Raw genomic sequence first — 22,459 nt, forward strand, 5'->3', positions numbered from 1 at the left:
AGATCGTGCCATGAAAAAGAACCCGGTCCAATTTCAAAAGGGCTTCAGTTTGATGGATTTCCTGAAGCGCTACGGTACCGAAAGCCAATGCGCCGAAGCCCTATTTCAGGCGCGATAGCCCTCGGGTTTTCAATGTCCACGTTGTGGTGGCGGTAGTTATAGCGTGGTCAAGACCCGTCATCTCTATCAATGTACGACCTGTCATCATCAAACGTCGCTGACTAGCGGGACACTGAAATGGTTTAATGAAGCCGGACACTTCTAAAAGCAGACTTTATACTGTTATTAGAGGTAAGCATGACAAACGAAAAACAACACAACCGACCCAAATATAGTTTGGAATTCAGGCAAGATGCCGCCAAGCTAGTTTTGGAGAAAGGCTATAGTCAGCAACAAGCAGCCGATCATTTGGGCGTATCGCTAAGTGCGATGGGACGCTGGGTTCGGGCGGAACGCAAGCCCTCGGCGACTGACGCGACGATGAAAAAAAACAGCGTAAACTTGGGAGAGCATGACAAATTGATTCGCTTGCGCAAGGAAAATGAACAGTTGCGGATGGAGCGCGAAATATTAAAAAAGGCGGCCGTCTTTTATGCCCCAGAGGGTATCTTTGCGAAAGAAGCCGAATACCCACAGGGCACAAGTAAAGTACGGGTTTATTCGAGAGCAAGAGAAGACGTATCCAGTGACCGTACTGTGTCGAGTGATGCAGGTGAGTACCAGCGCCTATTACGATTGGTTAAAAGCCCCGAAAGACGTTGATAAAGAGCAACAAGATCGAAAAATGGCCGAAACAGCCAGGCAGATTTTTGTCGACAATAAGCAGTGCTTTGGTTCGCGTCGCCTAGCCGATCGCTTGCAAAAGCAGGGATTTGCTGCGGGTCGTTTTAAAACCCGGCGACTCATGCGAGACTTGAGATTGCAGGTACGTTATCCCAAGCGATTTAAAGCGACGACCGACAGCAACCACAATGAGGCTATTTCACCCAATCGATTGGATCGGCAATTTCAAGTAGCCAAGCCTAATCAGGTGTGGACGACCGATATCACCTATGTGTGGACGCTGCAGGGCTGGTTTTACGTTGCGGTGATCATTGATCTCTTTTCCCGCCAAGTCGTTGGCTGGGCGATTGACGATCACATGCGCACATCGCTTTGCGTCAATGCCTTGCAAATGGCCTTCTACCCACAGGGCACAAGTGGCGGCGTAAGCCTCCGCCCGGCTTATTGCATCATTCCGATCGAGGTAGCCAATATGCGAGCCGAGAATATCGTCAACATTTGGCCGTCATGAAGATGGTGTCAAACGGCGTTGAAAAGTTTCCAGTAAAGAGCGCCCAATAGTTTCCAGTTAGGTCGTATGGTTATTGGTTTTCCACCACCTTTTTCCGTTGCTTAAATCGATAAGAATCGTTGCCGGTTTCTAAAATATCGCAGTGGTGAGTAATGCGATCCAGCAGCGCCGTAGTCATCTTGGCGTCGCCAAAAACCTGCACCCATTCTGCAAAGTTGAGGTTGGTGGTAATGATCAAGGACGTTTTCTCATACAGATGACTGATGAGGTGGAACAGCAAGGCACCGCCGGACGCTGGGAACGGTAAATACCCCAATTCGTCCAGGATGACGGCATCCATCAGCGTTAGCTGCTTGGCGAGGTTACCGGCTTTTCCTAGCTGTTTTTCCTTATCCAGTTGATTGACTAGATCGACCGCATTGTAAAAGCGAACCCGTTTGCCTTGATGGATGGCGGCTATGCCAATGGCAGTGGCCAAGTGGGTTTTCCCTGTGCCGGTGCCGCCCACCAGGATCAGGTTGTAGGCTTGCTCCATAAAGTTTCCGGTGGCCAGTTGTTCGAGACGAGCTTGCGGCAAGGGCGTTTCCGACCAGTCAATCTGTAGCAAGTCTCGATGAATCGGGAATCGAGCCGCCTTGAGCTGATAGTTCAGGCTGCGCGCTTGGCGGTCGGCCTGCTCGGCGCTGATCAACCGATCCAGCCAGGCTTCCGGCATCACGGGTTTTTGCTGGCGACTGTATTCGGCTTGCCATTCACTCCAGGCCGCCGCCATGCCGAACAGATGTAACGTTTTGAGCTGGAGCGCGCGATCAATGGACATGGCAAACGCTCCGTAAGCTATCATAGCGACTGCAATCGGCGACAGGCTCCAAGGTCAATGCCGGCGTCGATGCCGGGGTGTCGTCCAGTGCTTTGGGCTTGGCCGCTTCGGTTAACCGGCGCATTTCATTCAGGACGATGGCGGCGCTGATGACACCGGTCTGCAAGGTCAAATCGCAAGCCACTTCCAAGGCATCCAAGCCGTTATCGCCCAGGTCTTTCGCCATCAGCAGTAGGTCGACAAAGGCGCGGTCACCCTGATCCTGCTTGAGAATACGATCCCGCACCACCTTGATCGCAACCGGCAAGTCCCAAGTCTGAAAGGGTGCGCCATGCCTCAGTGCGCCAGGCTTTTTCTCCAACACCGGCAGATAATGCCAAGGATCGCAGATCAAATGATCGCGTCCGAAGCGGCGGTGATGTTCGGCAATCATCGCCCCGTCGGCGACGATACGGACATGGTCGGCGGTTAAACGCACGGACACCACGCTATTGGCCCATTGCGCCGGCACGCTGTAGCGGTTGCGGTCTATGCGGATCAAACAAAGTGGCGAAACACGCTTCATTTCTTCCACGTAACCATCGAAGGCGGCCTTGACCGGCATTAACAAGGGCTGTTCTTCAGTGAAACATTCGGCGATGCTGCGTGAGGTCTGTTCAGGATGGGGGCGTCCCGCCAACTCGCAGCAGCGCTTCGCCAGCCAGACGTTAAGGGCGGCGAAATCCGTGAATTTCGCCATCGGCGTAAACAGCCACTCCCGAATATTCCCGACCTGATTCTCTACCTGGCCTTTTTCCCAACCGGACTCCGGCGTGCAAGCCACAGGCTCAAACAGATAGTGGTTGGCCAGCGCCATGAAACGCCGATTAAAGCGCCGCTCCTTGCCAGCATAGATCGCATCGACCACCGTTTTCAGGTTGTCGTATACCATGCGCTTCGGCACCCCGCCAAAGTAAGCGAAGGCTTGACGGTGCGCATCCAGCACCATTTCCTGCGTTTCCCGTGGATAGGCCATCACGAACATCTGACGACTGTAGGTTAAGCGGAAGTGGGCGACCTTAATGGTCTGAACCACGCCGCCCAGTTCAACGGTTTCATGGCTCCAGTCGAACTGGCAGGTCTCGCCTGCTGGAAAGGCCAGGGGGACAAAAGCTTGCTTGATGGTGGGATGGGGAGATCGTTTCTTCTTCCAACCCTTAACGTAGCGCTGCACCGCCGTGTAACTGCCTTGGTAGCCCTCAACTTGCAGACATTCATACAGGCGTTGCGCGGTGCGTCGTTGTTTTCGCGGCAAATCCGCTTCTTGCTCCAGCCAGGCATGTAACTGCTGATGGAACGAACCCGGCATGGGGTGGGGTTGATGTTTGCGCTGATACGCCGGCGTTTCGACCGTCTTTAAATGTTTACGGATGGTGGGGCGGGATAGCTTAAAGGCGATAGCCAGTGAACTGCTAGTCTCTTTCTCGACTAGATGACGCCGTCTGATTTCGGCAATAACGTCCATTTGTAACACTCCAGGATTCTCCGGCAAAAAACCGGACATTGAACAACCTGGGATGGAAACTTTTCAACGCTCTTTTCCCCAGGACCCTGGAAAGTTTTGCACGCCGTTTAGCATGGTATTCTCTTTCATTGCTCCATTCTCTCAAAGGTTGGAGTCTCCGAGAAAACCGGGGAGATTCAAGGTGTCTGTGAAATTTGGGCAAGATCAATTAACTACTGAACACCAGATTTGATAGTAGCTTTGGTGTTTATGAGAGTGGCTAGGACATGTACATGTAACAAGCCAGTAAAAAAGCCACCTAAGTTTTTAAAGACTTAAGTGGCTCTTTAAGCTTTAACGAAAAGCAGGATTAAGTGCGTTGTAGCAAATGTATCCCGGCAGATTTATTAGCGGTAGCTTTTACGTAAGCCCATGCCCAACAAACCAACAGACAGCAAAAGCAACGAGCCTGGCTCAGGAACTGAGCCTGTTTTGCCTTTTAGTTCGCCGGTACCGGTCAGCAGGCCAGGAACGCCAGATGGCTGAAAGCTGTCGGAGAATGTGAAGTCTGCATTGTTTGCGCCAACTGAAACGCCGTTAATTGTAGAAACAGTGTTAGTGTCAAAGAATAGCGCTGCTTGTCCGCCCAACACGTCCCATGCTCCGTAGCCACCACCAGTATCACCCAGACTTGAAATAGAGGCACCGTTCAATTCGGCGTAGATAGCGCCCAATCCTGTCGGGCCTAAGCCGTACGCATCGTAATCGTGTCCGGTCAATGTCAGCCAGATATTGCCGTCGTTTGCAGTGGCTGAATTTGAAGCATCGAAGTCAGCGGTTGCATCATAATAAAACGTCATGGATGCTAGGTTAAATATTGCTTCGCCGTTTACGTCGCCGTCAAAATTTCCAGCATTGGACAGTGTGAATGTTCCAAAGTAGCTCAATTCCGCGCCTGGAGCGACGAAAGTTGTTGTGCCGTTGACGTTTGAAACCGTTCCGAAGAAAGTTACAACATCTCCTACGTTATTAGCTTCTGTTTCCCATATTGTGCCGTTCATTGTTAAATCAAAGCCGCTAGCCTCGTTCCAGGTTACTCCGCCGACGCTGGCAGCAAAAGATACGCTTGGTGCGATAAGTGCGCCCAACAATGTGAGCTTGGCAATTGAGTGTTTCATAAAATTTCCTGTTTAATGGATTGTAAGGGTGTTTGTTTACATTTGATGAAAAGCAGAAAGCATGCCAAATAAAAAATCAATATAAAACAATAAGTTATTTTTTTCACGATTTCATATGTAAAATTTTCCGACAGGTTTGCTCTTGTTTTTCCATGCAGAGTGATTTTGGCTACTGTCCTTACGAGTGCTTATTTTTATCCGATTTAGACTGCAAGTAACGGGTTATAGCAACTTCCAAGGAGTTTTTAACTGGCGGTAAGCTCGGGCCAGTATTTACCAGGAATAGATCGGCTGTTTTATCGTTGCCAAAAATCTGCCTGTCAGCCAAATAATCAAGAAAAATCGGAACGGCTTTTAGTTGGCGTAAAGTAGTGTGACTAACAATTGGCATCATCGCCCGTAAAAGGAATGTAAAAAATACTGACGGTACGGCAATCACAGCTGGCAAAGGCGTATCAAACTCACGCATTTTGTCGCGCACCAGAGTTTGCAAATGGGTCAATTGCATGGATAAGTGCGGACCCGAACAAAGATGTAGAATCTTGTTGGTGGTGAGAGTTGGCTGATTGGCACTCCATTGGATAGCGCGTGCGACATAATCTACCGGCACTGTATCAAGCGTGGCATCTTTTAAATGCGGTAGCAAGCCATGAGTTTTGGCACCTGATATGAATTCGCACAAGTAATAAAAAATTTGAAAGTGAATAATTTTGCCGGTTTTTGAGTCACCCACAACCATGCTGGGCCTGTGAACGGTTATCGGCAAATTGTAAAGTTCAATTTGTTGGTGAAGATAATCTTCGGCCTCCGCTTTGGATTGCTCATAGGTGTTGTGAAAGCTCCTCGGTTGGGTGATCCAAGTTTCAGGGACGATACCTGACATTCTGCCGGCAACGCCAACTGTGCTGACATATTCGACTTTTTGTAAATTTCCTGACGCTTGACACGCTAGCGCAAGCTCGATTACGTTTTTTGCGGATCCCAACGCATGTTGTCTGGCTACTTCCAGGGGTAAATTCATTCTGACAACGCCGGCACAATGAATAATGTGGGTACATTGGCTAGATATTTCGGCGTAAACACTTTCAGATACTCCAAATTTTTCAAGATCGGCATCGCCTTGCAAAGCGATGACACGGTTTCTGGCGCTTACTTCTTGTTCCTTATCCAGGTTCCAAAAGAGGAATAGATCTTCGAGACGAATTTTTAAGTGCTCAGAGGATTCGGCGCGGATCAGCAGCCATACAAAGTTATCAGCTTCTTCCAAAAGTAAGGGCACCAAGGTACTGCCGACTGCCCCCGTGGCACCGGTAACAAAAATTCTTTTTGCCATATGAGAGCGCTCCATGATGGATTGAATATTGTCGAAGTCTAAAAATCCAGAATCAACGCTTTCGCATTAGCGGAGAATCTTTAGCTGCTTTGTATTGTAATTAAAACTAAAGCTTCAATAGCACGATATCGCGGCTAGCTGAAATTGGTTGGGAATGGATAGTCGATTCTGGCTCTTCCAACAAGTTATAAAGTTCCTCTATCCATTTTTCGTATTTGTGTCGGATATTTTTACGGCGAAGCTTCAGATTTGTCGTTAATTCTTGCTCCGCAACCGATAGGGGCTTATATGAAAAAATGATGCCAACTGGGCGCTTATATTCGGGTAAACCCAAAGTGGTTGCTGTCAGATCTATAGCGATTTTTTTCGCGTAAGTAGTTCTAGATTGGTCTTCAATGGTATTTGAATTGCCAACTGTTACCAAGGCAACCAAGAATTTTCTATTCTCGCCGAAAACAACGGCATGCTCTATCGCTACATTGCTTTGGAGTACCGACTCGATTGCAACGGGGGCAATTTTTCTACCAGTTGACGTTTTAAAAACTTCAGATTTTCGTCCGGTCAAGCTTATAAAGCCCTGGGCGTCGATTTTCGCGTAATCTCCTGTAGGAAGGAATTCTGATTCGTTGGTGCTCTGCTTAGTGGGTTGGTCGTCAAGGTATCCGTTAAAAACGCCTATGCCTTTAACTAGTAGTTCGTCATCATCGGCCAAGTTTATGGTGTTGCCTGGTAAAGCCTTGCCTACCGTGCCAAAACGGTATTCTGACGATCTATTTGCGGCAATAGGCACCACGTTTTCGCTTAGTCCATATGCCTCTAAAATCAACAATCCCAGAGATTGGTAACGATGTAACAACCATACCGGCATGGCTGCCGATCCGCTCACCATATACCGTATATTTTCGCCAAAAAGAGAGGTAAATGATTTAAAAACTTGGCGATTGGCAGCTCTGAATAATGAGCCGATAGTTGACGGGCTTTCACCCATTTTAAGGCTATATTTCAGGCATAGAGAGATAAGCCGCGGCTGCAGATTTAGTTTGGCTTCAAATCCTTGGTAAAGTTTTTCATAAAATCGAGGTACAGCAATGAATATGTGGGGATTTATTGCTGGCAGATATTCGATGATTTTATGCGGCTGCTCTACAAAGTATACTTCGGCTCCTCCGGCTAATGCACATAAATTCACAATGCGTTGAAATAAGTTGGAAAGCGGTAACCAGCAGACTAAATGGCACGGTTTATCGTTTAGTTCCGGGTAGGTGAGTAGTATAGAGTCTATAGCAGCAATAATTTGATCATGCCGATAGGCGATACCTTTGGGCGTGCCGGTAGTACCCGACGTGAATACAATAGTGGCAATATCGGAAGGTTTTAGAATTTCAGGCTGCGGAGTATCGTTGAGTTCGCCATTTGCTGTCTCGGGTATATCTAGATATTTGATTTTATCTTGTTGATATCTCGATGGATCGCTATTAAATGCAACAATATTGTCAAATTGGCTGAGATCGTTAAATTTATCCAGGTATTTGATTTGGTCTATAGCCAGGATTTTAACGTTAGCAATTTTTATGATCGCGTTTAATTGCTCGGAGTTTTCGTTGGGATCGATACCAACCACAATTCCGCCTAATGATAAAAAGGCGTGATGTAGAGATTCCCATACGTGCGAGGTCGTAGCCATAATTGCGACAACCTGCCCTGTATTTATGCCAAGAGCCTGTAATTTCCCGGATAAACCCATCACTTTCCGATAAAACTCTATATTGCTTATCGGATGCCAAGTATCGTCAGCATCCAGAATCCAGTGAGCTACGTCATCCGGATGTTCGTTCGCTCTGAGTTTTAATAAATCGGGAAGTGTCTTATATCGACTCATACGTTCTCCTTTTAAGTCATACAGGCGGGTCGTAAGCACCTTTAGGCTCGGTAATAGCTAGCTCGTGTTCCGACATTCCCAACCAATTTAGACTAGTTCTGACATCCTTGCCCAAGAAGACTTTGTTTTTGATCATGAAGTCGACCAGTGGGATCAAAATTTTCCACTCTTTTAGATTGGCTTTACCCTCACGAATTAAAGCCGCGAATTCGGGAAGATAGGGATTGTAGCCAAAGTGCTTTAAGTCGGAATACATCAGCAGCCAGTTGATTGGGTAGTTACTGAAGATCGGACTGGCATGCTTACTTGACTTAACCAGGCCCAATTCGACGACTTTTTGCATCACTTCTTCCTGATTATATTCCCAGGCATGGTAAGGGGCTAAATAGCGTGGAAATTGAGTGCCTTTAGGGTAATTGTTGGGATTGAAAAAGCGCGATAATTCTTGTTCATCGAATTCTCCGCACGTTTTCAGTGCCGGCGGCGTCCAGTCGACTTCGCAGATTAATTTTCTGGAGAATTCGTAGAGCATTCTTTCCGGTTCAGGCTGCCCCGGCGAGTATCCTGCGAGGACTAGCGGTATATTTTTTTGAAGGGCCAGTTTGATTGCATCGCCTTCGAATAGCGGGGCATAGACATAAGATACTGTGTAGACGGCACCTCTCGGTTCTTGATGTTTTAAGAGATAACGAAAAGCCTTTTGGTAGAAGTTATCGGATGGGCGGTATACCAGGTGGTCAATGTCGAGTTTGCCGAGTGTGCGACGGATGTTATCCCAGGCAATCGGGGGAATATTAATATCGGTGGTAAATGCCAGGACTTTTAAGCCGTATTCCACCTTTAGCTTGTAGAGTAAGTTAAGGCTATCTTTGCCGCCGCTGAGCGGCACTAGGCAGTCATATTCCGCTTGTCCCTTGCAGTCTTTTAGCGCCTTTTCCAGATCGAGCTCTCGCTCCTTGCGGCTTTCTTCCTCTTGTCTTTGGTGATGCGGATTAAAATCTCGGCAAAGATTACAAACGCGATTCGCGTCCAGGGTTATCTCGGGTACTGCATCGGAAATCAAGCATTGCTTACAGCTGGCCATATTCACCTCGCCGGAAATGGGTAAGTTTTTAAGGTTAAGAGGTTTTTTGCAGGCCTCGAATGAATTTAGTTTTGCCAGGAATTAAACTGGTTAAGCCAGATAAAAAATGCAGTTTTGGGTTGTAAAGTTGATTGCTAGTTTCTCTTACTACGGAGCCAAGAAGTTATCTCGCTCCCTTACCCCACAAAATAACTTCCACCGTGCTCAGCATTATCGTCAAGTCCAGAAACAGGCTGTAGTTTTTGACGTAATACAAATCAAATTGCAGTTTTTGTCGGGTATCGTATTCGCTGGCGCCATAGGGGTAACATAGTTGCGCCCATCCGGTGATGCCGGGTTTAACCCTATGCCGTTCTTTATAATAAGGAATATTCTCTTCGAAGCCTTTTACGAATTCCGGTCTCTCCGGGCGCGGGCCGACAAAGCTCATATCGCCTTTTAGCACGTTTAGCAGTTGCGGCAGCTCGTCTATCCGATATTTACGAATCACTTTGCCGACGCGAGTGACGCGGTCATCGGTTTGGCTAGCCCATTGCGCGCCATTTTTTTCAGCGTCGATACGCATACTGCGAAATTTAATGACATCGAACGGAATGTCCCGATAGCCGACACGTTTTTGCCGATAGAAAACCGGTGCACCAAAGCCGCTTTCGATATAGATCGCCAACATGGTGAGGATCATTAGCCACCAACTGACAGATAGTAACAGCAGACTGGCTAAAATATCGAAGCTGCGTTTGACGATGGGGCGCAAACCGCCACTCACAAAACCATCGGAAAACATCAGCCAGCTTGGGCTCAGCGCCTCTAAAAAAACCAGCCGTTGCTCTCTCTCATAGAAAGTTTGCAAGTCCATGATTTGCACGCCGGACATTTTGATGTCCAGCAGTTCCTCCACGGGTAGTTTTTTTCTACGATCATCGACAGCGATGACTATTTCATCGACGTTAGCGGCTTCGACAATATCGGTTAGCCTGATTTTTTCGTTGAGCGCAATCGCATGGGGTACGCTTATTGGTTCGTCCTCCAGCGTGATGTAACCGACTATTTCAAATCCTCTATAAATATAGCTGGAATTAACGACGCTGAGTTCTCCCGCTCTTTGCCCGCATCCCACCACTAACACCCTGCGTTTTAAATTATCCAGATTGACGAAGCGATAAAATAAATAACGTGTTAACAGCAAGCCCACAAAAGAAAAAATAATTGCGGAAATCAGGACGCTGCGTGCCAGCATCAAATCGGGAATGATGTAATAGATGAACGCCAGTATAAAAACCGCAACGGCAAAGCTGAAGCTAATGCGCTGGAGAATATTGTATTCTTCTTTATCCAGTGTTTTGCGGTACAAGCCCAAACCGGAACAGCTGGCGATAAACACCACTGCGTAAACCGCTGCTGCAGCAGCGAGTTCGGATTGGGAATACCAGGATGCTATATATAAAAATCTGAGGCCAGCGCCGCAATACATAGCCAGATAAAACACCAAAGATTCCACTATAAGCAACCAAAGGTAGGCGGTGGAAATGTAATGTCGAAAAATTCTTATCATGTGAAGGCTACCGCTAACTCCTGGATAATAACTATTTGACGATATTCTGTTTTAGAAGCGTCTTGATATGTTCAGCGGGAATAGCATAGGTGATGCCGCTGGGATTGGATATGGCATTTTCTTTGCTACCCTGTACAAAGACTTTGTTAATGATACCAACAACTTTTCCGGAATTGATGTCGTACAAGGGGCTGCCGCTGTTGCCGGGGTAGGCGGTGGCGTCTAATTGGAACACATTGAAAGGCGTCTGTAGTCGTTTCAGCATGTTGACGTTTAACTGCCGAGTGGCGATTGCCGGTATGGCGTTGGGTGAAATAGCCGAAATAATGCTTCGGTGCGTGACCGGATACAAACCTAGCACCATGCCTATTGGGTAACCGGTGAATGCATATTGCTCGCCCTCCCGCACTATTAGTGAGTCACCGATTTCCAGTGCGGGTAAAACTCCGCCGTCTACCTTTAGCAATGCCAGATCGTGATCTTCATCGGTTACGGTCAGTTCTGCAATTTGCATTTGTTCTTTTTGCTCGTGGCGATAAAAAACCGCATAACGTTCGAGGTGCTCTTCGTCTAGTTTTTTTGCGGTTACGTGAGCGTTGGTAACCACTTTTCTGCCGTCGGCAACGGCGAAGCCGGTGCCCAGGAATACCGCACGCGGGTTTCGTGTTGGCATATAAGTGCCGATGGCTACTATTCCGGGTTTGACTCGGGCAAGAATGTCGGGGAGGTTAACTTCATCGGCATGGCTGGTGGCGATGGTGGATAGTCCGGTAAATAGCGCCAAGAGATAAAGTATTTGGTTTTTCATGGCTGGAGGAGTTAAGGGGCCTTAATTGGTAGAGCTTGGAAAGTTTAGTCTAACTTAGCATGAATGCGGGCGTCGTCGTGAATTAACAGTTGTTTACACTTTGGTAACAGGCAGGCACCGGCTTAGATTGCGCTTAATGTCCACCTGGAACAACGCGCGTGGGCATTAACCTACTAAAATTATATACCCAGTGAACTAGTTGGTTTCTTTTGAGTCTTATTTTTCGGAGATAGTAAGACAATTCCCGGTAGTGTGTGGCAGTGGTGTATCAGCGGGTTTGAGATTAAAAAACGCAGGTCGCTGGCCTTCTGTTAAATCGCTACCGGTTTTTTTGTGCTTGTATCAGACCGATTCTGTTTGAAAATCGTTGTTCTTCCAACACAAAACCTCCGCGCCATCCGGTTTCCAATCCGCCAACACGTAGCGTCTGGCCGGCCGGCCATCCAGCATAAATTCGTGTAATTTCGGTCGATGCGTGTGTCCATGAATCAATGTGCAGCAACCATACTTGTGCAGGCTTTCGACCACCGTATCCTGGTTGACATCCATAATATCCAGGGTTTTGCCGCGTTTATGATAATAGCTGCGCAACCGATACCAACGTGCCGCTATCAGCCGCAGCCACAAAGGTTTGGACAACACATTTTGTTGCCATTCCGGGCTGTGCGATTTGCTGCGAAAAGCCTGGTAAGCCAAGTCGTCGCTACAGAGTAAATCGCCGTGGGTTAGTAAAATTCGCTGACCATTCAATTCGATAATCGCATATTCATCCAACAAACGGATACCGGTTTCCCGGCAGAAATCTTGACCCAGCAAAAAATCGCGGTTGCCCTGCAACAGAAAAATCTCGGTGCCGGCGTCGCTAAGTTGTTTGAGAGCGTTTTTGATGGACGGGATAGGCCGGGTATTGTCGTCGTCGCCGATCCAGGCGTCGAACAAATCGCCAAGGATATACAGCGATTTTGCCTCAATGGCGCGCTGCTGCAAAAAGCTTATGAATCGCCGGGTGATCTCCGGTTTTTCCAAAGCCAGATGCAGGTCGGAGATGAAGAGTACGTCTTGTTTCACGTTAAGCAACAGCGGTTTCCGCCCAATTACCGGCGGAAACCGCTAATTATTACTCAATAACTTCGGCTTTTTCGATAACGATGTCCGTTTTTGGTACATCCTGATGCGGACCGCGATTGCCGGTGGCTTGTTTGGCCATGGCATCGACGACATCCATTCCCTCGATTACTTCACCGAATACCGCGTAGCCCCAACCGCTAGGGCTTGGGCTGGTGTGATCCAGAAAGGAATTGTCTTTATAATTGATAAAAAATTGCGCGGTTGCCGAATGCGGATCGTTAGTACGGGCCATTGCCAAGGTGCCGCGTTTGTTTTTCAGACCGTTGTCGGCTTCGTTCTTGATCGGTGCATTAGTTTCTTTTTGTTTGAATGAGGTATCGAAACCGCCGCCTTGGGCCATAAAACCTGGGATTACCCGGTGGAAAATGGTACCCGCATAAAAGCCCTGTTTCACATAGGCCAAAAAGTTGGCGGCGGAAACCGGTGCTTTTTCGTCTTCCAATTGAATGACGACGTCGCCCAGGGAAGTGGTTAATTTAACTTTGCTATGTGTGTTGGACATTTTATTTTCTGTTGCAAATGAAAGGGTTGAGAATAAAAACAGCATCAGGTAAACCAGGGTGGTACGCATTGATAGCTCCATAATCGCGCTGCAAGCCGCGAATTCTATGTGTTTTTATCTTGAAAGAGAAGCTGGAATCTTGATAGATTGCCAGATGTTTCGCTACATCCACCTATGATCAACATGTTGAAAATCTACAACACCTTAACTCGAAGTAAGCAAGAGTTCATTCCCAAACAGCTTGGCAAAGTCGGCATGTATGTCTGTGGCATGACGGTTTACGACTACTGTCATATCGGTCACGCGCGGGTCATGGTGGTGTTCGATACGGTCGCCCGTTATTTGCGGCATGCCGGGTATCAGCTTACCTACGTCAGAAATATTACCGACATCGACGACAAGATTATTCAGCGCGCCAATGAGAATAGCGAGGCGTTTACCGCATTGACCGAACGCTTTATCGATGCGATGCACGAAGACGAGCGCGCTTTGTCGGTGTTGCCGCCGGATATTGAACCCAAAGCCACGCAATCCATTGCTGACATCGTTAAAATGATTTCGACATTAATCGAGCGCGAGTTTGCCTACGTCGGTAGCAATGGTGACGTGTTTTATGCGGTAAACCGCTTTGACGGCTACGGCAAGCTGTCCGGTAAAAATATCGAAGACTTACAAGCCGGCGAGCGGGTGAATGTCGATACCGCCAAACGCGATCCGCTGGATTTTGTACTGTGGAAAATGGCCAAGCCCGGCGAACCTTATTGGGATTCGCCATGGGGGCAGGGCAGACCGGGCTGGCATATCGAATGTTCGGCAATGTCCACCTGCTGCCTGGGCAATCATTTCGATATTCACGGTGGTGGCATGGATCTGCAATTTCCGCATCACGAAAACGAGATTGCCCAGTCGGAAGGCGCCACCGGCGAACCCTTTGTGAATTACTGGATGCATAACGGTTTCGTGCGGGTCAACGAAGAAAAAATGTCCAAATCGCTGGGCAATTTTTTCACCGTGCGCGAGGTGTTGAAACAATATCGCCCGGAAGTGATCCGCTTCTTCATCCTCTCCAGCCATTATCGCAGCCCGCTGAATTATTCCGACGAACAGCTCGACGAGGCGGGTGTGGCTTTGACTCGTTTGTATACAGCCTTGAGAGGTGTCGAAATTATCGATGCGGCTATCGATGCAGATTACTGCCAGCGTTTCGAACAGGCGATGGATGACGACTTTAATACACCAGTGGCTTTGGCTGTTCTATTTGATTTAGCGCGCGAATTAAACAAAGCCGAGGAAAAAAGCGTGCTAGCGGCAACATTAAAGCGACTGGCGGCCATTTTGGGTATATTGCAGGACGATCCGGACAGTTTTTTTAAGGGTGGGGCCGCGCCGGATGGCATGAGTGAAACGGAAATCGAGCAATTGATCGACGCCAGAAAAGCTGCCAAAACGGGCAAAGACTGGGCGCGCGCCGACCAAATCCGCGATCAATTGAAAGCACAAGGCATAGTTTTAGAGGATGTGGCCGGCGGCAACACCATTTGGCGCCGCGAAAGTTAAGGACTGTCAATGAACGAAATCAAAGATAAATCGGTAGAAACATTCCTGGACGAACTAGCCGGCAAGCAAGCCACGCCCGGCGGCGGTAGCGCGGCGGCAGTGATGGGTGCACAAGCCGCCGCCTTGACCAGCATGGTCTGTAATCTGACCATCGGCAAACCCAAATACGCGGCGGTGGAAGAACAGATGCAGGCTTTGCTGATCGAGTCGGAAGCCTTGCGGCAAACCTTGATCGGTATGATCAAAGCCGATGTCGATGTATTCGACAAACTGATGGCCTGTTACGGCTTACCTAAAAGCACTGACGATGAGAAAGCCGTGCGCACCGAACAGATTCAAACGGTGCTCAGAGAGGCTACGCTAGTGCCGCTGGAATGCGCGAAAGCTTGCGCCAAGGCTATCGAGTTAAGTCGGGTGGCTGCCGAACACGGTAATCTTGGTGTGATTAGCGATGCCGGCGTGGCGGTAATGGCAGGCTACGCCGGCTTGAAAAGCGCGGCACTGAATGTGCAGATCAATGCCGCGAGTTTGAAAGACAGGCCGTTTGCCGAAGCCCAACTTGCCGAATTGGATATTTTGTTGCAAACCGGCGAACAGGCCGCCGAGCAGATTTACCGTATCGTCAGGGAAAAGCTTTAAATCTTTCCTTAGGACGGGGCAATTTCAATCGCCCCCTCTCAGCTTAACTTGAGCGGCAGGTTTTCTAAATCTGCTTAACATTGATGTTCAAGGTCTGAATCCGATAAGCAATCTGCCTAGGTGTCATATCCAGTAGCCTGGCAGCCTTGGCTTGCACCCAGCCGCTCTGCTCCAGCGCAGCGATCACTCTCTCCCGTTCGTCCATGTTCTCGTCGTGCAGATCGATATGTTTGATCGATTGCGGGGTGCGGCTGATGCCTATTTCGTTTTCCAGGCCGGTGCTGGCAATCACGTCGCGGTCGATAATGCCTTCTTGGCTCATGATCGCCGCCCGTTCCAAACGGTTTTCCAATTCGCGAACGTTACCCGGCCAATCGTGTTTCATCAAAATCCGGATCGCACTTTCCTTGATTTCCAAAGGCCGGCCGCCTTGTTGGCGGGAGATACGGTTTAACAGAAAGCTGGCCAGTTCCGGAATGTCTTCGATACGCTCGCGCAGCGGCGGCATATTGATGGGCATCACATTCAAGCGGTAATACAAATCTTCGCGGAAATTGCCTTCGGCGACTTCCTGCTCCAGATTGCGGTTGGTAGCGGCAATAATACGGACGTTGACTTTCAAGGTGCGGACGCCGCCGACCCGCTCGAATTCGCCTTCCTGCAGCACGCGCAATAATTTGGCCTGAAAAGACGCGGAAATTTCGCCGATTTCGTCGAGAAACAGCGTGCCGTTGTCTGCCAGTTCGAAGCGGCCCTTGCGTTGGCCGATTGCGCCGCTGAATGCACCTTTCTCATGGCCGAATAATTCCGATTCGAGCAAGGTGTCGGGCAAGGCTGCACAGTTCAATTTTAGAAACGGGCCGTTGGCGCAGGCTGAGTTAAAGTGTATCGAGCTGGCCACCACTTCCTTGCCGGTGCCGGATTCACCGCGAATCAACACCGTGGTATGCCATTTGGCCACCTGGCGGATGATGTCGAACACTTTCAGCATCGGCTCGGAATGGCCGATGATGTTTTCGAAGCGGTAGTTTTTGACCAGTGTTTGTTTTAAATAGTCGCGTTCGCTAGCTAGTTCGTTTTGCTTGCGTTCCATGACACGCAGCATGTTCACGCTTTGGGCGATCAGGTTGGCGACCATTTCCATGAAGCGGGCGCGCTCGCCCAAAAACGTCGAAGTACAAGGCTGCGCGGCTAAAATGCCGACCACTTCGCCTTGTTCGATGGCCAGCGGGGAGCCGATAAACGGTAAATCCGGGTTATACACGCCCAAGCGGCTTAAAAAACGCGGCTCGTCGGCGATGCGTTCCACGACAATCGTACTGCCTTCGTCGAGGATGGCGCCAACTAAGCCTTCGCCCGGCTGGTAACGCACCGAGCGGTCTATGCCTTCGCCGTAGATCTCGCAAATGCTCATGCTGTCGTCATCGACATCGCGTAGGGTAATCATGCCGAAATGCAGGCCGTTACGCTTGTGCAAAATCTCCAGGATGCCTTTCAGCTTGGTGCGCAAGTCATGCGTGCTATTCAGCAATTGACTGACCAGAAATAGCGTATCCAGTTCGGATTCAACCAGCAATAAACGATCACTCATGGATGTTCACCATCGCTAGGTTTTTTTGACAGGGAAAGCTAATTTTAAAACTACAGCCGTTTTTGTATTGCGGGTCGATTTCTATCATGCCGTTATGCTGATTGACGATTTCCTTGCTCATGACCAGTCCCATGCCGGCCTGGACGCCGGCGGTGCTTTGATTGGTGGTAAAAAACGGTTCGAATACTTTGCTCCGTTGGTTGGCAGGTATGCCGGGGCCGGAATCGGCTATCGACACGCAAACCCAATCATGCTCTATAGCCGTGCTAATTTTGATGATGCGTTCCTGGCTGCCCGCACGATTCATGGCGTTGACCGCATTGTCGATCAATTGCTTGAACAACATGCGTAACTTGTTTTCGGAGCCGAGGATATTGGGTAACACCGGGTTGGGCAGCCAATCCACTACGATGCCGTTTGCCAAAAACTTGGTGCTATACAGCAGCATCACTTCGTGCAACAACTGATTCAAATTCACCGGCACCACCGCGGACTCCGGTATTTCCGGCACACAGCGCTGCAAGGTGGCAAGCGTTTCTTCCCCCATTTTTTGCACTTGGCCCAATAGATCGCGGATTGGACTATTGTTGGCGTCGTTGCGTTGCGTCATGATTTGAATCGCCGCGTGAATTTGGTTCAAGGGTTGGCGAATCTGGTGCATTGCGCCGAGCAAGGTTTCGCGGATGCTGCGGATGTGTTCTTCTTCCGCCAACATGGTGCGCAAAGTCTGTATCTGTAGCTTTTCCTGCTGCCGGCGCAAGGGGCTGATGTCGTTAATGGTCAACAGTAGATAGTCTTTGGATTGTCTGGCGAAGAAGCTGTCGGCGCAGACATCGTTTTCGATAAACCAATTGCCGGAGCAGGAAAACCAGCGCGTGCCTTTCAGCCCCGCGCTTTCAATCCGTACCTCGCGATTGGCAAAACCTTGTTGCCGATCAATGTTGTCGCCCCACAAGTCGCCCATGTCTTGCTCCAGCGCTTCCAGAAAGAACAGGGCGGGTTCCTTCTTATCGAGTTCGCTGATCAGCATCTTGTACATCTGATTGTCGAGCACGACCCGTTTGTCCGAATCGAGCACCACCATCGCCACCGGCGAAGCGTTCAGTACCGATTCGATCAATTGTTTTTGGTTATTAACTTGTTGTTCCGCGTAGTGTGCCTGGGTGACATCGCGGTGCATGCCAATGTAATGACTGATGGCGCCGCGGTCGTCCAGCATCGGCGCGATGGTCAGATCAGCCAGGTAGCGTTGCCCCATTTTTTGCCGATTGACCAATTGGCCGTGCCAAACCTGCTTACGGGAAATGGTGTGCCACAAATCATAATAAATCTGTCTGGGTGTGGACTTGTCGGACAGCGCTGATTCGTTTTGGCCCAAAATTTCAGCGGCGTTATAGCCGGTTACATCGGTGAAGGCCTGGTTGATGTAAAGGATATTGGCTTTTTTATCGGTGATCGAAATGGCCACCGGCGCTTGCTCCACGGCCTTAACAAACAAAGAGAAAGGCAGTGTTTTAGAGGTTTTGCCGCTTCTTGGCGATTGCCCGCTAGGGCCGATGGCTGGCGATAGTATATCGGCCGTTTCAATCTCAATCTGGCCTTGCAGGTAGTCAGGGGTGGATTTGGTCATGGCAAATGGTTCTCGCGTGTTTTTTCTGGGCTTAAGTTGGAAAAATACATGCAATTAGAGAGCCAAATGCGTTTTCGCTTAGCAGCTATTGGAAAATCCCGGCGATTTGTATGGTTTACGACAAATTTAACTGTACTTGTTCCGGCTCTGTGTTTTTTAGGACAGAGATGCTGGCGGCAAATCTTGCGGCTTTGCACTGAAATGGGGAGTTACGGCGTTTTTAAGGCGTTGGCATAAATGATGCTGTCTTGTTGCAAAACACCGGGTCGAAAACGATGAGCGAATACTTACTTCTGATATTGGGTACAGCCTTGGTCAACAATGTCGTGTTGGTCAAGTTCTTGGGGTTATGCCCATTCATGGGCGTTTCCAACAAGCTGGACACCGCATTGGGCATGGGTTTGGCGACCACGTTTGTCTTGACACTGGCGTCCGCGGCCAGCTGGGTGCTGGAGCATCGTTTATTGATACCGTTCGATATCGGTTTTCTGCGCGTGCTGGGTTTTATCTTGGTGATCGCCGCGGTAGTGCAGTTTACCGAGATGGTGATACACAAAACCAGTCCGGTGATGTACCAAGTTTTGGGGATTTTTTTACCGCTGATTACTACTAATTGCGCGGTTTTGGGTGTGGCGCTGCTTAACATCCAAGAGAAATACAATTTCGTGCAAAGCCTGCTGTTCGGCTTTGGTTCGGCAATGGGTTTTACCCTGGTGATGGTGCTCTTCGCCGGCCTACGTGAACGCTTAGCGCTCATGGCAGTGCCGGCGCTTTTTTCCGGCACCCCCATCGCATTTATCACCGCCGGCATCCTGTCGCTGGCATTCATGGGATTCGCGGGGCTTTACAGCAAATAAGAGGCACATCATGTACGTTTTATCTGCCATCGTTATTTTGACATCGCTGGGATTGTTGCTGGGCGTGGCTTTGGGGATTGCCGCCAAATATCTGAAGGTGGAGTCCGATCCGTTAATCGAGAAAGTTGAAGCCTTAATGCCCGGTTCGCAATGCGGCCAATGCGGCTTCCCCGGTTGCCGGCCGGCTGCCGAGGCCGTGGTATCCGGCGCCGCGCCGGTGACATTATGCCCGCCTGGCGGTACGTCGCTGGTGGAACAACTGGCCAAATTACTGGGTGTTGATGTCGATTTGAGCCAAACCCAAGACCAAGAAGCGATGGTGGCCAGAGTCAGTGAAGAAACCTGCACCGGTTGCACCCGCTGCTTCAAGGTTTGTCCTACAGACGCCATCGTCGGCGCACCCAAACAAATCCACGCGGTGGTGGCGGATGCCTGCATCGGCTGCAAGAAATGCGTGGAAGTATGCCCCACCGAATGTCTGCAAATGTATCCTGTTGAAGTGACCTTGCGCAACTGGCGCTGGCCCAAACCGCTGGCCGCCTGAGACGGAGACGCCTATGTTCGCCTTGTTCGAAAATCCCCGTTTGCGCGGCGGTATCCATGCCGAAGAGCACAAATCCGAAACCTCTCCGCTTAGCATTGTTACCGATTTTCCAATGCCTAAGAAATTGTACATTCCGGTGCAACAGCATGTCGGCAAGCCTGCCGAGCCGGTGGTGAAGGTCGGCGAGAAAGTACTGAAGGGCCAATTGCTGGCCTATAGCCAAGGCACCATTTCGGCGCCTGTGCATGCACCAACATCGGGCATTATCGCCGACGTCAAAGATTTTCCGGCACCGCATCCGTCAGCCTTGCCGATTCGCACCGTGGTAATTGAAAGCGACGGTAAAGAGCAATGGGCCCAGTTAATCGTTCCGGAAGACCCATTTCAACTAGAGCCGGAAGAAATTTGTCAACGAGTCGGCGCCGCTGGCGTGGTGGGTTTAGGCGGTGCGGTATTCCCGTCGGCGGTCAAACTCAGTTTGGGGCGTAAAAACAAGATTCATACCTTGCTGATTAATGCCGGCGAATGCGAGCCTTATCTGACTTGCGATGACCGTTTGATGCAAGAGCGCGCGGAGCAAATCGTTGCCGGCATCCGGTTAATGTTGCGCGGCATGGATGCCCCGAAGGCTATGGTGGGTATCGAAGATAATAAACCCGAAGCTTTCGCGGCCATGCAAACGGCCGCCCGGGATTTTCCCAATATCGTGGTGGCGCAAGTGCCGACCCGCTATCCGATGGGTTGGGATAGGCAAATGTTGCGTTATTTAACCGGCCAGGAAATTCCCGCCGACGGGCGAGCCACGGACATTGGGGTGGTGGTGCACAACGTCGCCACGGCGTTTGCCGTCTATCAAGCCATTTGCTTGGGACAACCCTTGATTAGCCGGGTGGTTACTGTCTCCGGCGCGGCCGTTGCCAAACCCAGAAATGTGGAAGTGCCCATCGGCACCTTGATGTCGGAAGTATTGGCGTTTTGCGGATTGGAAAAGTCGAAAATGGCCCGCTTAGTGATGGGTGGACCGATGATGGGCGACGCTTTGCCAATTGCCGAAGTGCCGGTGGTGAAAGCCTGCAACGGCATCCTGGCCTTGTCGCATGCCGACATCGACGAGCCGGCTATACAGCCTTGCATTCGTTGTTCCAGTTGCGTGACCGCTTGTCCGGTGGGTTTGTTACCCTTGGAAATGGCCAGCCGGATCAAAGCCAATCAGTTGGACTCAGCGGTTGATTTGGGCCTAAAAGATTGCATTAGCTGCGGCAGTTGTTCTTATGTCTGCCCGTCGAATATACCCTTGGTGCATTACTTTAAATTCGCTTCCGGCGAGTTAGTTAAACGCCAACAAGCCGAGCACAAGGCTGAACAAACCAAGCGTTTAGTCGAAGATAGAAATAATCGGATGGAACGGGCCAGATTGGAAGCCGAAGCGGAAGCTTTGCGTGCTCAGGAAGCCAGAGCCGCCCGTTTGGCTGCCGCACAACAGGCGCAAGCAGCGCCAGCAGAGGAAACCGTATGAGTAATAAACCAATTAGCGGGCCTCACGTGGCGGCCACCCGCCGCGTCGATCAAATCATGCGTTTGGTGATTCTCGCCTTGGCACCGGCCACTGCTTGCGGCGTGTTTTTGTTCGGCTGGCCGGCTTTGTATTTGCTGGCGGTGACCGTGCTGTCTGCCATGGCTTTCGAAGGCTTGTGCCTGAAGATGAAAGGTGTGGCGGCAATGCCTTATTTGCGCGACGGTTCGGCGATCGTCACCGGCTTATTAGTGGCGATGACTTTGCCGCCTTGGGCGCCATGGTGGATAGGCGTAGTCGGTTCGGCGCTGGCGATTGTATTGGGCAAGCATGTTTACGGCGGTTTGGGGCAAAACCTGTTCAATCCGGCCATGCTGGCCAGGGTGGCTTTGTTGATTTCCTTTCCCATCGAGATGACTACCTGGGCCAACGTATCGCCGCTGTTCACCGGGCCCGGCGTGATCGATAGCTTAGCGATCACCTTTAGCGGTTTGGAAAACCCGGATGCGGTGACCGGCGCCACGACGTTGGGTTGGGTCAAGACTGAGTTTTCGCAAAACCGGCTGTTGCCCGGCAGTTTGATCGAATATTCGGGATTTTTAGCGTTTCTTGGTTGGGAGCGCGGGAGTTTGGGGGAAACCTCGTCTTTATTATTACTGGCCGGCGGCATTTGGCTGATGCGCCAAGGGGTCATCAAATGGCACATCCCTGTCTCGTTGCTGTTCAGTATCCTTCTGTTGTCGACGATTTTTCATACTTGGGATAGTCAACATTACCTTGGACCCTGGGTGCATTTGAATTCCGGCGCGGTGATGTTGGTAGCGTTCTTTATCGCCACCGATTATGTCACGTCGCCTAACACGCCGTTGGGGCAGGTGGTTTTCGGCGCCGGCTGCGGTTTATTGATTTTCGTGATCCGCTCTTGGGGCGGCTATCCGGAAGGCACCGGTTTTGCGATTTTATTGATGAACGCCGTCACGCCGCTGATCGATCATTACATCCGGCCCAGAATTTATGGCCGCTATCGTAACGGCAAGCCGCTCGATATTTCCAATTCCTGAGACAGG

20 protein-coding genes and 1 pseudogene are annotated in these 22,459 nt (G+C 50.0%); 9 read left to right on the forward strand and 12 right to left on the reverse strand.

Going from position 1 to position 22,459, the window contains the following annotated elements; all coding sequences use genetic code 11:
• Positions 1 to 10: 10 nt before the first annotated feature.
• The 3 genes and pseudogenes from DDY07_RS01425 to DDY07_RS01435 all read left to right on the forward strand — a co-directional run.
• A pseudogene (locus tag DDY07_RS01425) lies at positions 11 to 235 on the forward strand (transposase); the annotation flags it as partial.
• Positions 236 to 297: 62 nt separating this feature from the next.
• Positions 298 to 762, forward strand: a complete 465-nt coding sequence (locus DDY07_RS24390) for a transposase (protein WP_171694531.1) — start codon at positions 298 to 300, stop codon at positions 760 to 762.
• Entirely contained in the window at positions 659 to 1,294 is a 636-nt protein-coding gene (locus DDY07_RS01435) for an IS3 family transposase (protein ID WP_367650903.1), read from the forward strand. Before DDY07_RS24390 ends, DDY07_RS01435 begins: the two co-directional genes overlap by 104 nt.
• 70 nt (positions 1,295 to 1,364) lie before the next feature.
• On the opposite strand, the gene istB is transcribed toward DDY07_RS01435, so the two are convergent.
• From istB to DDY07_RS01485, 10 genes are all read right to left on the reverse strand, one after another.
• Entirely contained in the window at positions 1,365 to 2,114 is a 750-nt protein-coding gene (gene istB, locus DDY07_RS01440) for an IS21-like element helper ATPase IstB (RefSeq protein WP_171694532.1), read from the reverse strand.
• Positions 2,104 to 3,657 (reverse strand): IS21 family transposase, encoded by a 1,554-nt coding sequence (istA, locus tag DDY07_RS01445; protein WP_253734377.1) that lies wholly within the window; start codon positions 3,655 to 3,657, stop codon positions 2,104 to 2,106. The genes istB and istA overlap by 11 nt, the downstream gene beginning before the upstream one ends.
• 347 nt (positions 3,658 to 4,004) lie before the next feature.
• Entirely contained in the window at positions 4,005 to 4,775 is a 771-nt protein-coding gene (locus tag DDY07_RS01450) for a PEP-CTERM sorting domain-containing protein (RefSeq protein ID WP_171694533.1), read from the reverse strand.
• A 178-nt stretch (positions 4,776 to 4,953) separates the two neighbouring features.
• On the reverse strand, positions 4,954 to 6,108 hold the full coding sequence (locus DDY07_RS01455) for an SDR family oxidoreductase (RefSeq protein WP_171694534.1): 1,155 nt from the start codon (positions 6,106 to 6,108) through the stop codon (positions 4,954 to 4,956).
• A 106-nt stretch (positions 6,109 to 6,214) separates the two neighbouring features.
• Positions 6,215 to 7,987, reverse strand: a complete 1,773-nt coding sequence (locus tag DDY07_RS01460; protein WP_171694535.1) for a long-chain fatty acid--CoA ligase — start codon at positions 7,985 to 7,987, stop codon at positions 6,215 to 6,217.
• A gap of 16 nt (positions 7,988 to 8,003) precedes the next feature.
• Positions 8,004 to 9,050, reverse strand: coding sequence for a hypothetical protein (locus DDY07_RS01465; RefSeq protein WP_253734378.1), 1,047 nt, complete (start codon positions 9,048 to 9,050; stop codon positions 8,004 to 8,006).
• A gap of 184 nt (positions 9,051 to 9,234) precedes the next feature.
• Positions 9,235 to 10,623 (reverse strand): TIGR03013 family XrtA/PEP-CTERM system glycosyltransferase, encoded by a 1,389-nt coding sequence (locus DDY07_RS01470; protein ID WP_171694537.1) that lies wholly within the window; start codon positions 10,621 to 10,623, stop codon positions 9,235 to 9,237.
• 31 nt (positions 10,624 to 10,654) lie between these two features.
• A complete protein-coding gene (locus tag DDY07_RS01475; RefSeq protein WP_171694538.1) occupies positions 10,655 to 11,431 on the reverse strand; it encodes a serine protease in 777 nt (258 codons plus the stop codon).
• Between the two features lie 342 nt (positions 11,432 to 11,773).
• A complete protein-coding gene (locus DDY07_RS01480) occupies positions 11,774 to 12,499 on the reverse strand; it encodes a UDP-2,3-diacylglucosamine diphosphatase (RefSeq protein ID WP_171697668.1) in 726 nt (241 codons plus the stop codon).
• Between the two features lie 49 nt (positions 12,500 to 12,548).
• Positions 12,549 to 13,130: a peptidylprolyl isomerase gene (locus DDY07_RS01485; protein ID WP_171694539.1), complete on the reverse strand. Its 582-nt coding sequence runs from the start codon at positions 13,128 to 13,130 to the stop codon at positions 12,549 to 12,551.
• A 114-nt stretch (positions 13,131 to 13,244) separates the two neighbouring features.
• Here DDY07_RS01485 and cysS point away from each other — a divergent pair, with 114 nt between their 5' ends.
• Together cysS and fchA are read left to right on the forward strand one after the other, a co-directional pair.
• Entirely contained in the window at positions 13,245 to 14,618 is a 1,374-nt protein-coding gene (cysS, locus tag DDY07_RS01490) for a cysteine--tRNA ligase (RefSeq protein ID WP_171697669.1), read from the forward strand.
• A gap of 9 nt (positions 14,619 to 14,627) precedes the next feature.
• The gene (fchA, locus tag DDY07_RS01495; protein WP_171694540.1) at positions 14,628 to 15,257 is read left to right on the forward strand and encodes a methenyltetrahydrofolate cyclohydrolase; all 630 of its coding nucleotides are present in this window, start codon (positions 14,628 to 14,630) and stop codon (positions 15,255 to 15,257) included.
• 64 nt (positions 15,258 to 15,321) lie between these two features.
• Here the strand turns inward: fchA and nifA are convergent, their stop codons facing one another.
• Positions 15,322 to 16,848 carry a nif-specific transcriptional activator NifA gene (gene nifA / locus DDY07_RS01500; protein WP_171694541.1) on the reverse strand — a complete coding sequence of 509 codons (1,527 nt, stop codon included), beginning with the start codon at positions 16,846 to 16,848 and terminating at the stop codon, positions 15,322 to 15,324.
• A complete protein-coding gene (gene nifL, locus DDY07_RS01505) occupies positions 16,841 to 18,478 on the reverse strand; it encodes a nitrogen fixation negative regulator NifL (protein WP_033155812.1) in 1,638 nt (545 codons plus the stop codon). The genes nifA and nifL overlap by 8 nt, the downstream gene beginning before the upstream one ends.
• Positions 18,479 to 18,753: 275 nt before the next feature.
• Here nifL and rsxA point away from each other — a divergent pair, with 275 nt between their 5' ends.
• From rsxA to DDY07_RS01525, 4 genes are read left to right on the forward strand one after another with little or no spacing between them, the layout of a single operon-like run.
• Complete coding sequence (gene rsxA, locus DDY07_RS01510) at positions 18,754 to 19,335, forward strand: electron transport complex subunit RsxA (protein WP_026147191.1); 582 nt, start codon at positions 18,754 to 18,756, stop codon at positions 19,333 to 19,335.
• A gap of 10 nt (positions 19,336 to 19,345) precedes the next feature.
• Positions 19,346 to 19,879 carry an electron transport complex subunit RsxB gene (gene rsxB / locus DDY07_RS01515; RefSeq protein WP_171694542.1) on the forward strand — a complete coding sequence of 178 codons (534 nt, stop codon included), beginning with the start codon at positions 19,346 to 19,348 and terminating at the stop codon, positions 19,877 to 19,879.
• A 13-nt stretch (positions 19,880 to 19,892) separates the two neighbouring features.
• A complete protein-coding gene (gene rsxC, locus DDY07_RS01520; RefSeq protein WP_171694543.1) occupies positions 19,893 to 21,395 on the forward strand; it encodes an electron transport complex subunit RsxC in 1,503 nt (500 codons plus the stop codon).
• Positions 21,392 to 22,453, forward strand: a complete 1,062-nt coding sequence (locus tag DDY07_RS01525) for an RnfABCDGE type electron transport complex subunit D (RefSeq protein ID WP_171694544.1) — start codon at positions 21,392 to 21,394, stop codon at positions 22,451 to 22,453. Before rsxC ends, DDY07_RS01525 begins: the two co-directional genes overlap by 4 nt.
• Positions 22,454 to 22,459 lie beyond the last annotated feature (6 nt).

Origin of the sequence: Methylomonas sp. ZR1 (assembly GCF_013141865.1) — a bacterium.
In the GTDB taxonomy this organism is placed as follows: Bacteria; Pseudomonadota; Gammaproteobacteria; order Methylococcales; family Methylomonadaceae; genus Methylomonas.

Coding starts and splice junctions, on each gene's coding strand:
- DDY07_RS24390 (WP_171694531.1), top strand. CDS start 298: ATGACAAACGAAAAACAACACAACCGACCCAAATATAGTTTGGAATTC.
- istB (WP_171694532.1), bottom strand. CDS start 2,114: ATGTCCATTGATCGCGCGCTCCAGCTCAAAACGTTACATCTGTTCGGC.
- istA (WP_253734377.1), bottom strand. CDS start 3,657: ATGTCCGGTTTTTTGCCGGAGAATCCTGGAGTGTTACAAATGGACGTT.
- DDY07_RS01450 (WP_171694533.1), bottom strand. CDS start 4,775: ATGAAACACTCAATTGCCAAGCTCACATTGTTGGGCGCACTTATCGCA.
- DDY07_RS01455 (WP_171694534.1), bottom strand. CDS start 6,108: ATGGCAAAAAGAATTTTTGTTACCGGTGCCACGGGGGCAGTCGGCAGT.
- DDY07_RS01460 (WP_171694535.1), bottom strand. CDS start 7,987: ATGAGTCGATATAAGACACTTCCCGATTTATTAAAACTCAGAGCGAAC.
- DDY07_RS01470 (WP_171694537.1), bottom strand. CDS start 10,623: ATGATAAGAATTTTTCGACATTACATTTCCACCGCCTACCTTTGGTTG.
- DDY07_RS01475 (WP_171694538.1), bottom strand. CDS start 11,431: ATGAAAAACCAAATACTTTATCTCTTGGCGCTATTTACCGGACTATCC.
- DDY07_RS01485 (WP_171694539.1), bottom strand. CDS start 13,130: ATGCGTACCACCCTGGTTTACCTGATGCTGTTTTTATTCTCAACCCTT.
- cysS (WP_171697669.1), top strand. CDS start 13,245: ATGTTGAAAATCTACAACACCTTAACTCGAAGTAAGCAAGAGTTCATT.
- fchA (WP_171694540.1), top strand. CDS start 14,628: ATGAACGAAATCAAAGATAAATCGGTAGAAACATTCCTGGACGAACTA.
- nifA (WP_171694541.1), bottom strand. CDS start 16,848: ATGAGTGATCGTTTATTGCTGGTTGAATCCGAACTGGATACGCTATTT.
- nifL (WP_033155812.1), bottom strand. CDS start 18,478: ATGACCAAATCCACCCCTGACTACCTGCAAGGCCAGATTGAGATTGAA.
- rsxA (WP_026147191.1), top strand. CDS start 18,754: ATGAGCGAATACTTACTTCTGATATTGGGTACAGCCTTGGTCAACAAT.
- rsxB (WP_171694542.1), top strand. CDS start 19,346: ATGTACGTTTTATCTGCCATCGTTATTTTGACATCGCTGGGATTGTTG.
- rsxC (WP_171694543.1), top strand. CDS start 19,893: ATGTTCGCCTTGTTCGAAAATCCCCGTTTGCGCGGCGGTATCCATGCC.
- DDY07_RS01525 (WP_171694544.1), top strand. CDS start 21,392: ATGAGTAATAAACCAATTAGCGGGCCTCACGTGGCGGCCACCCGCCGC.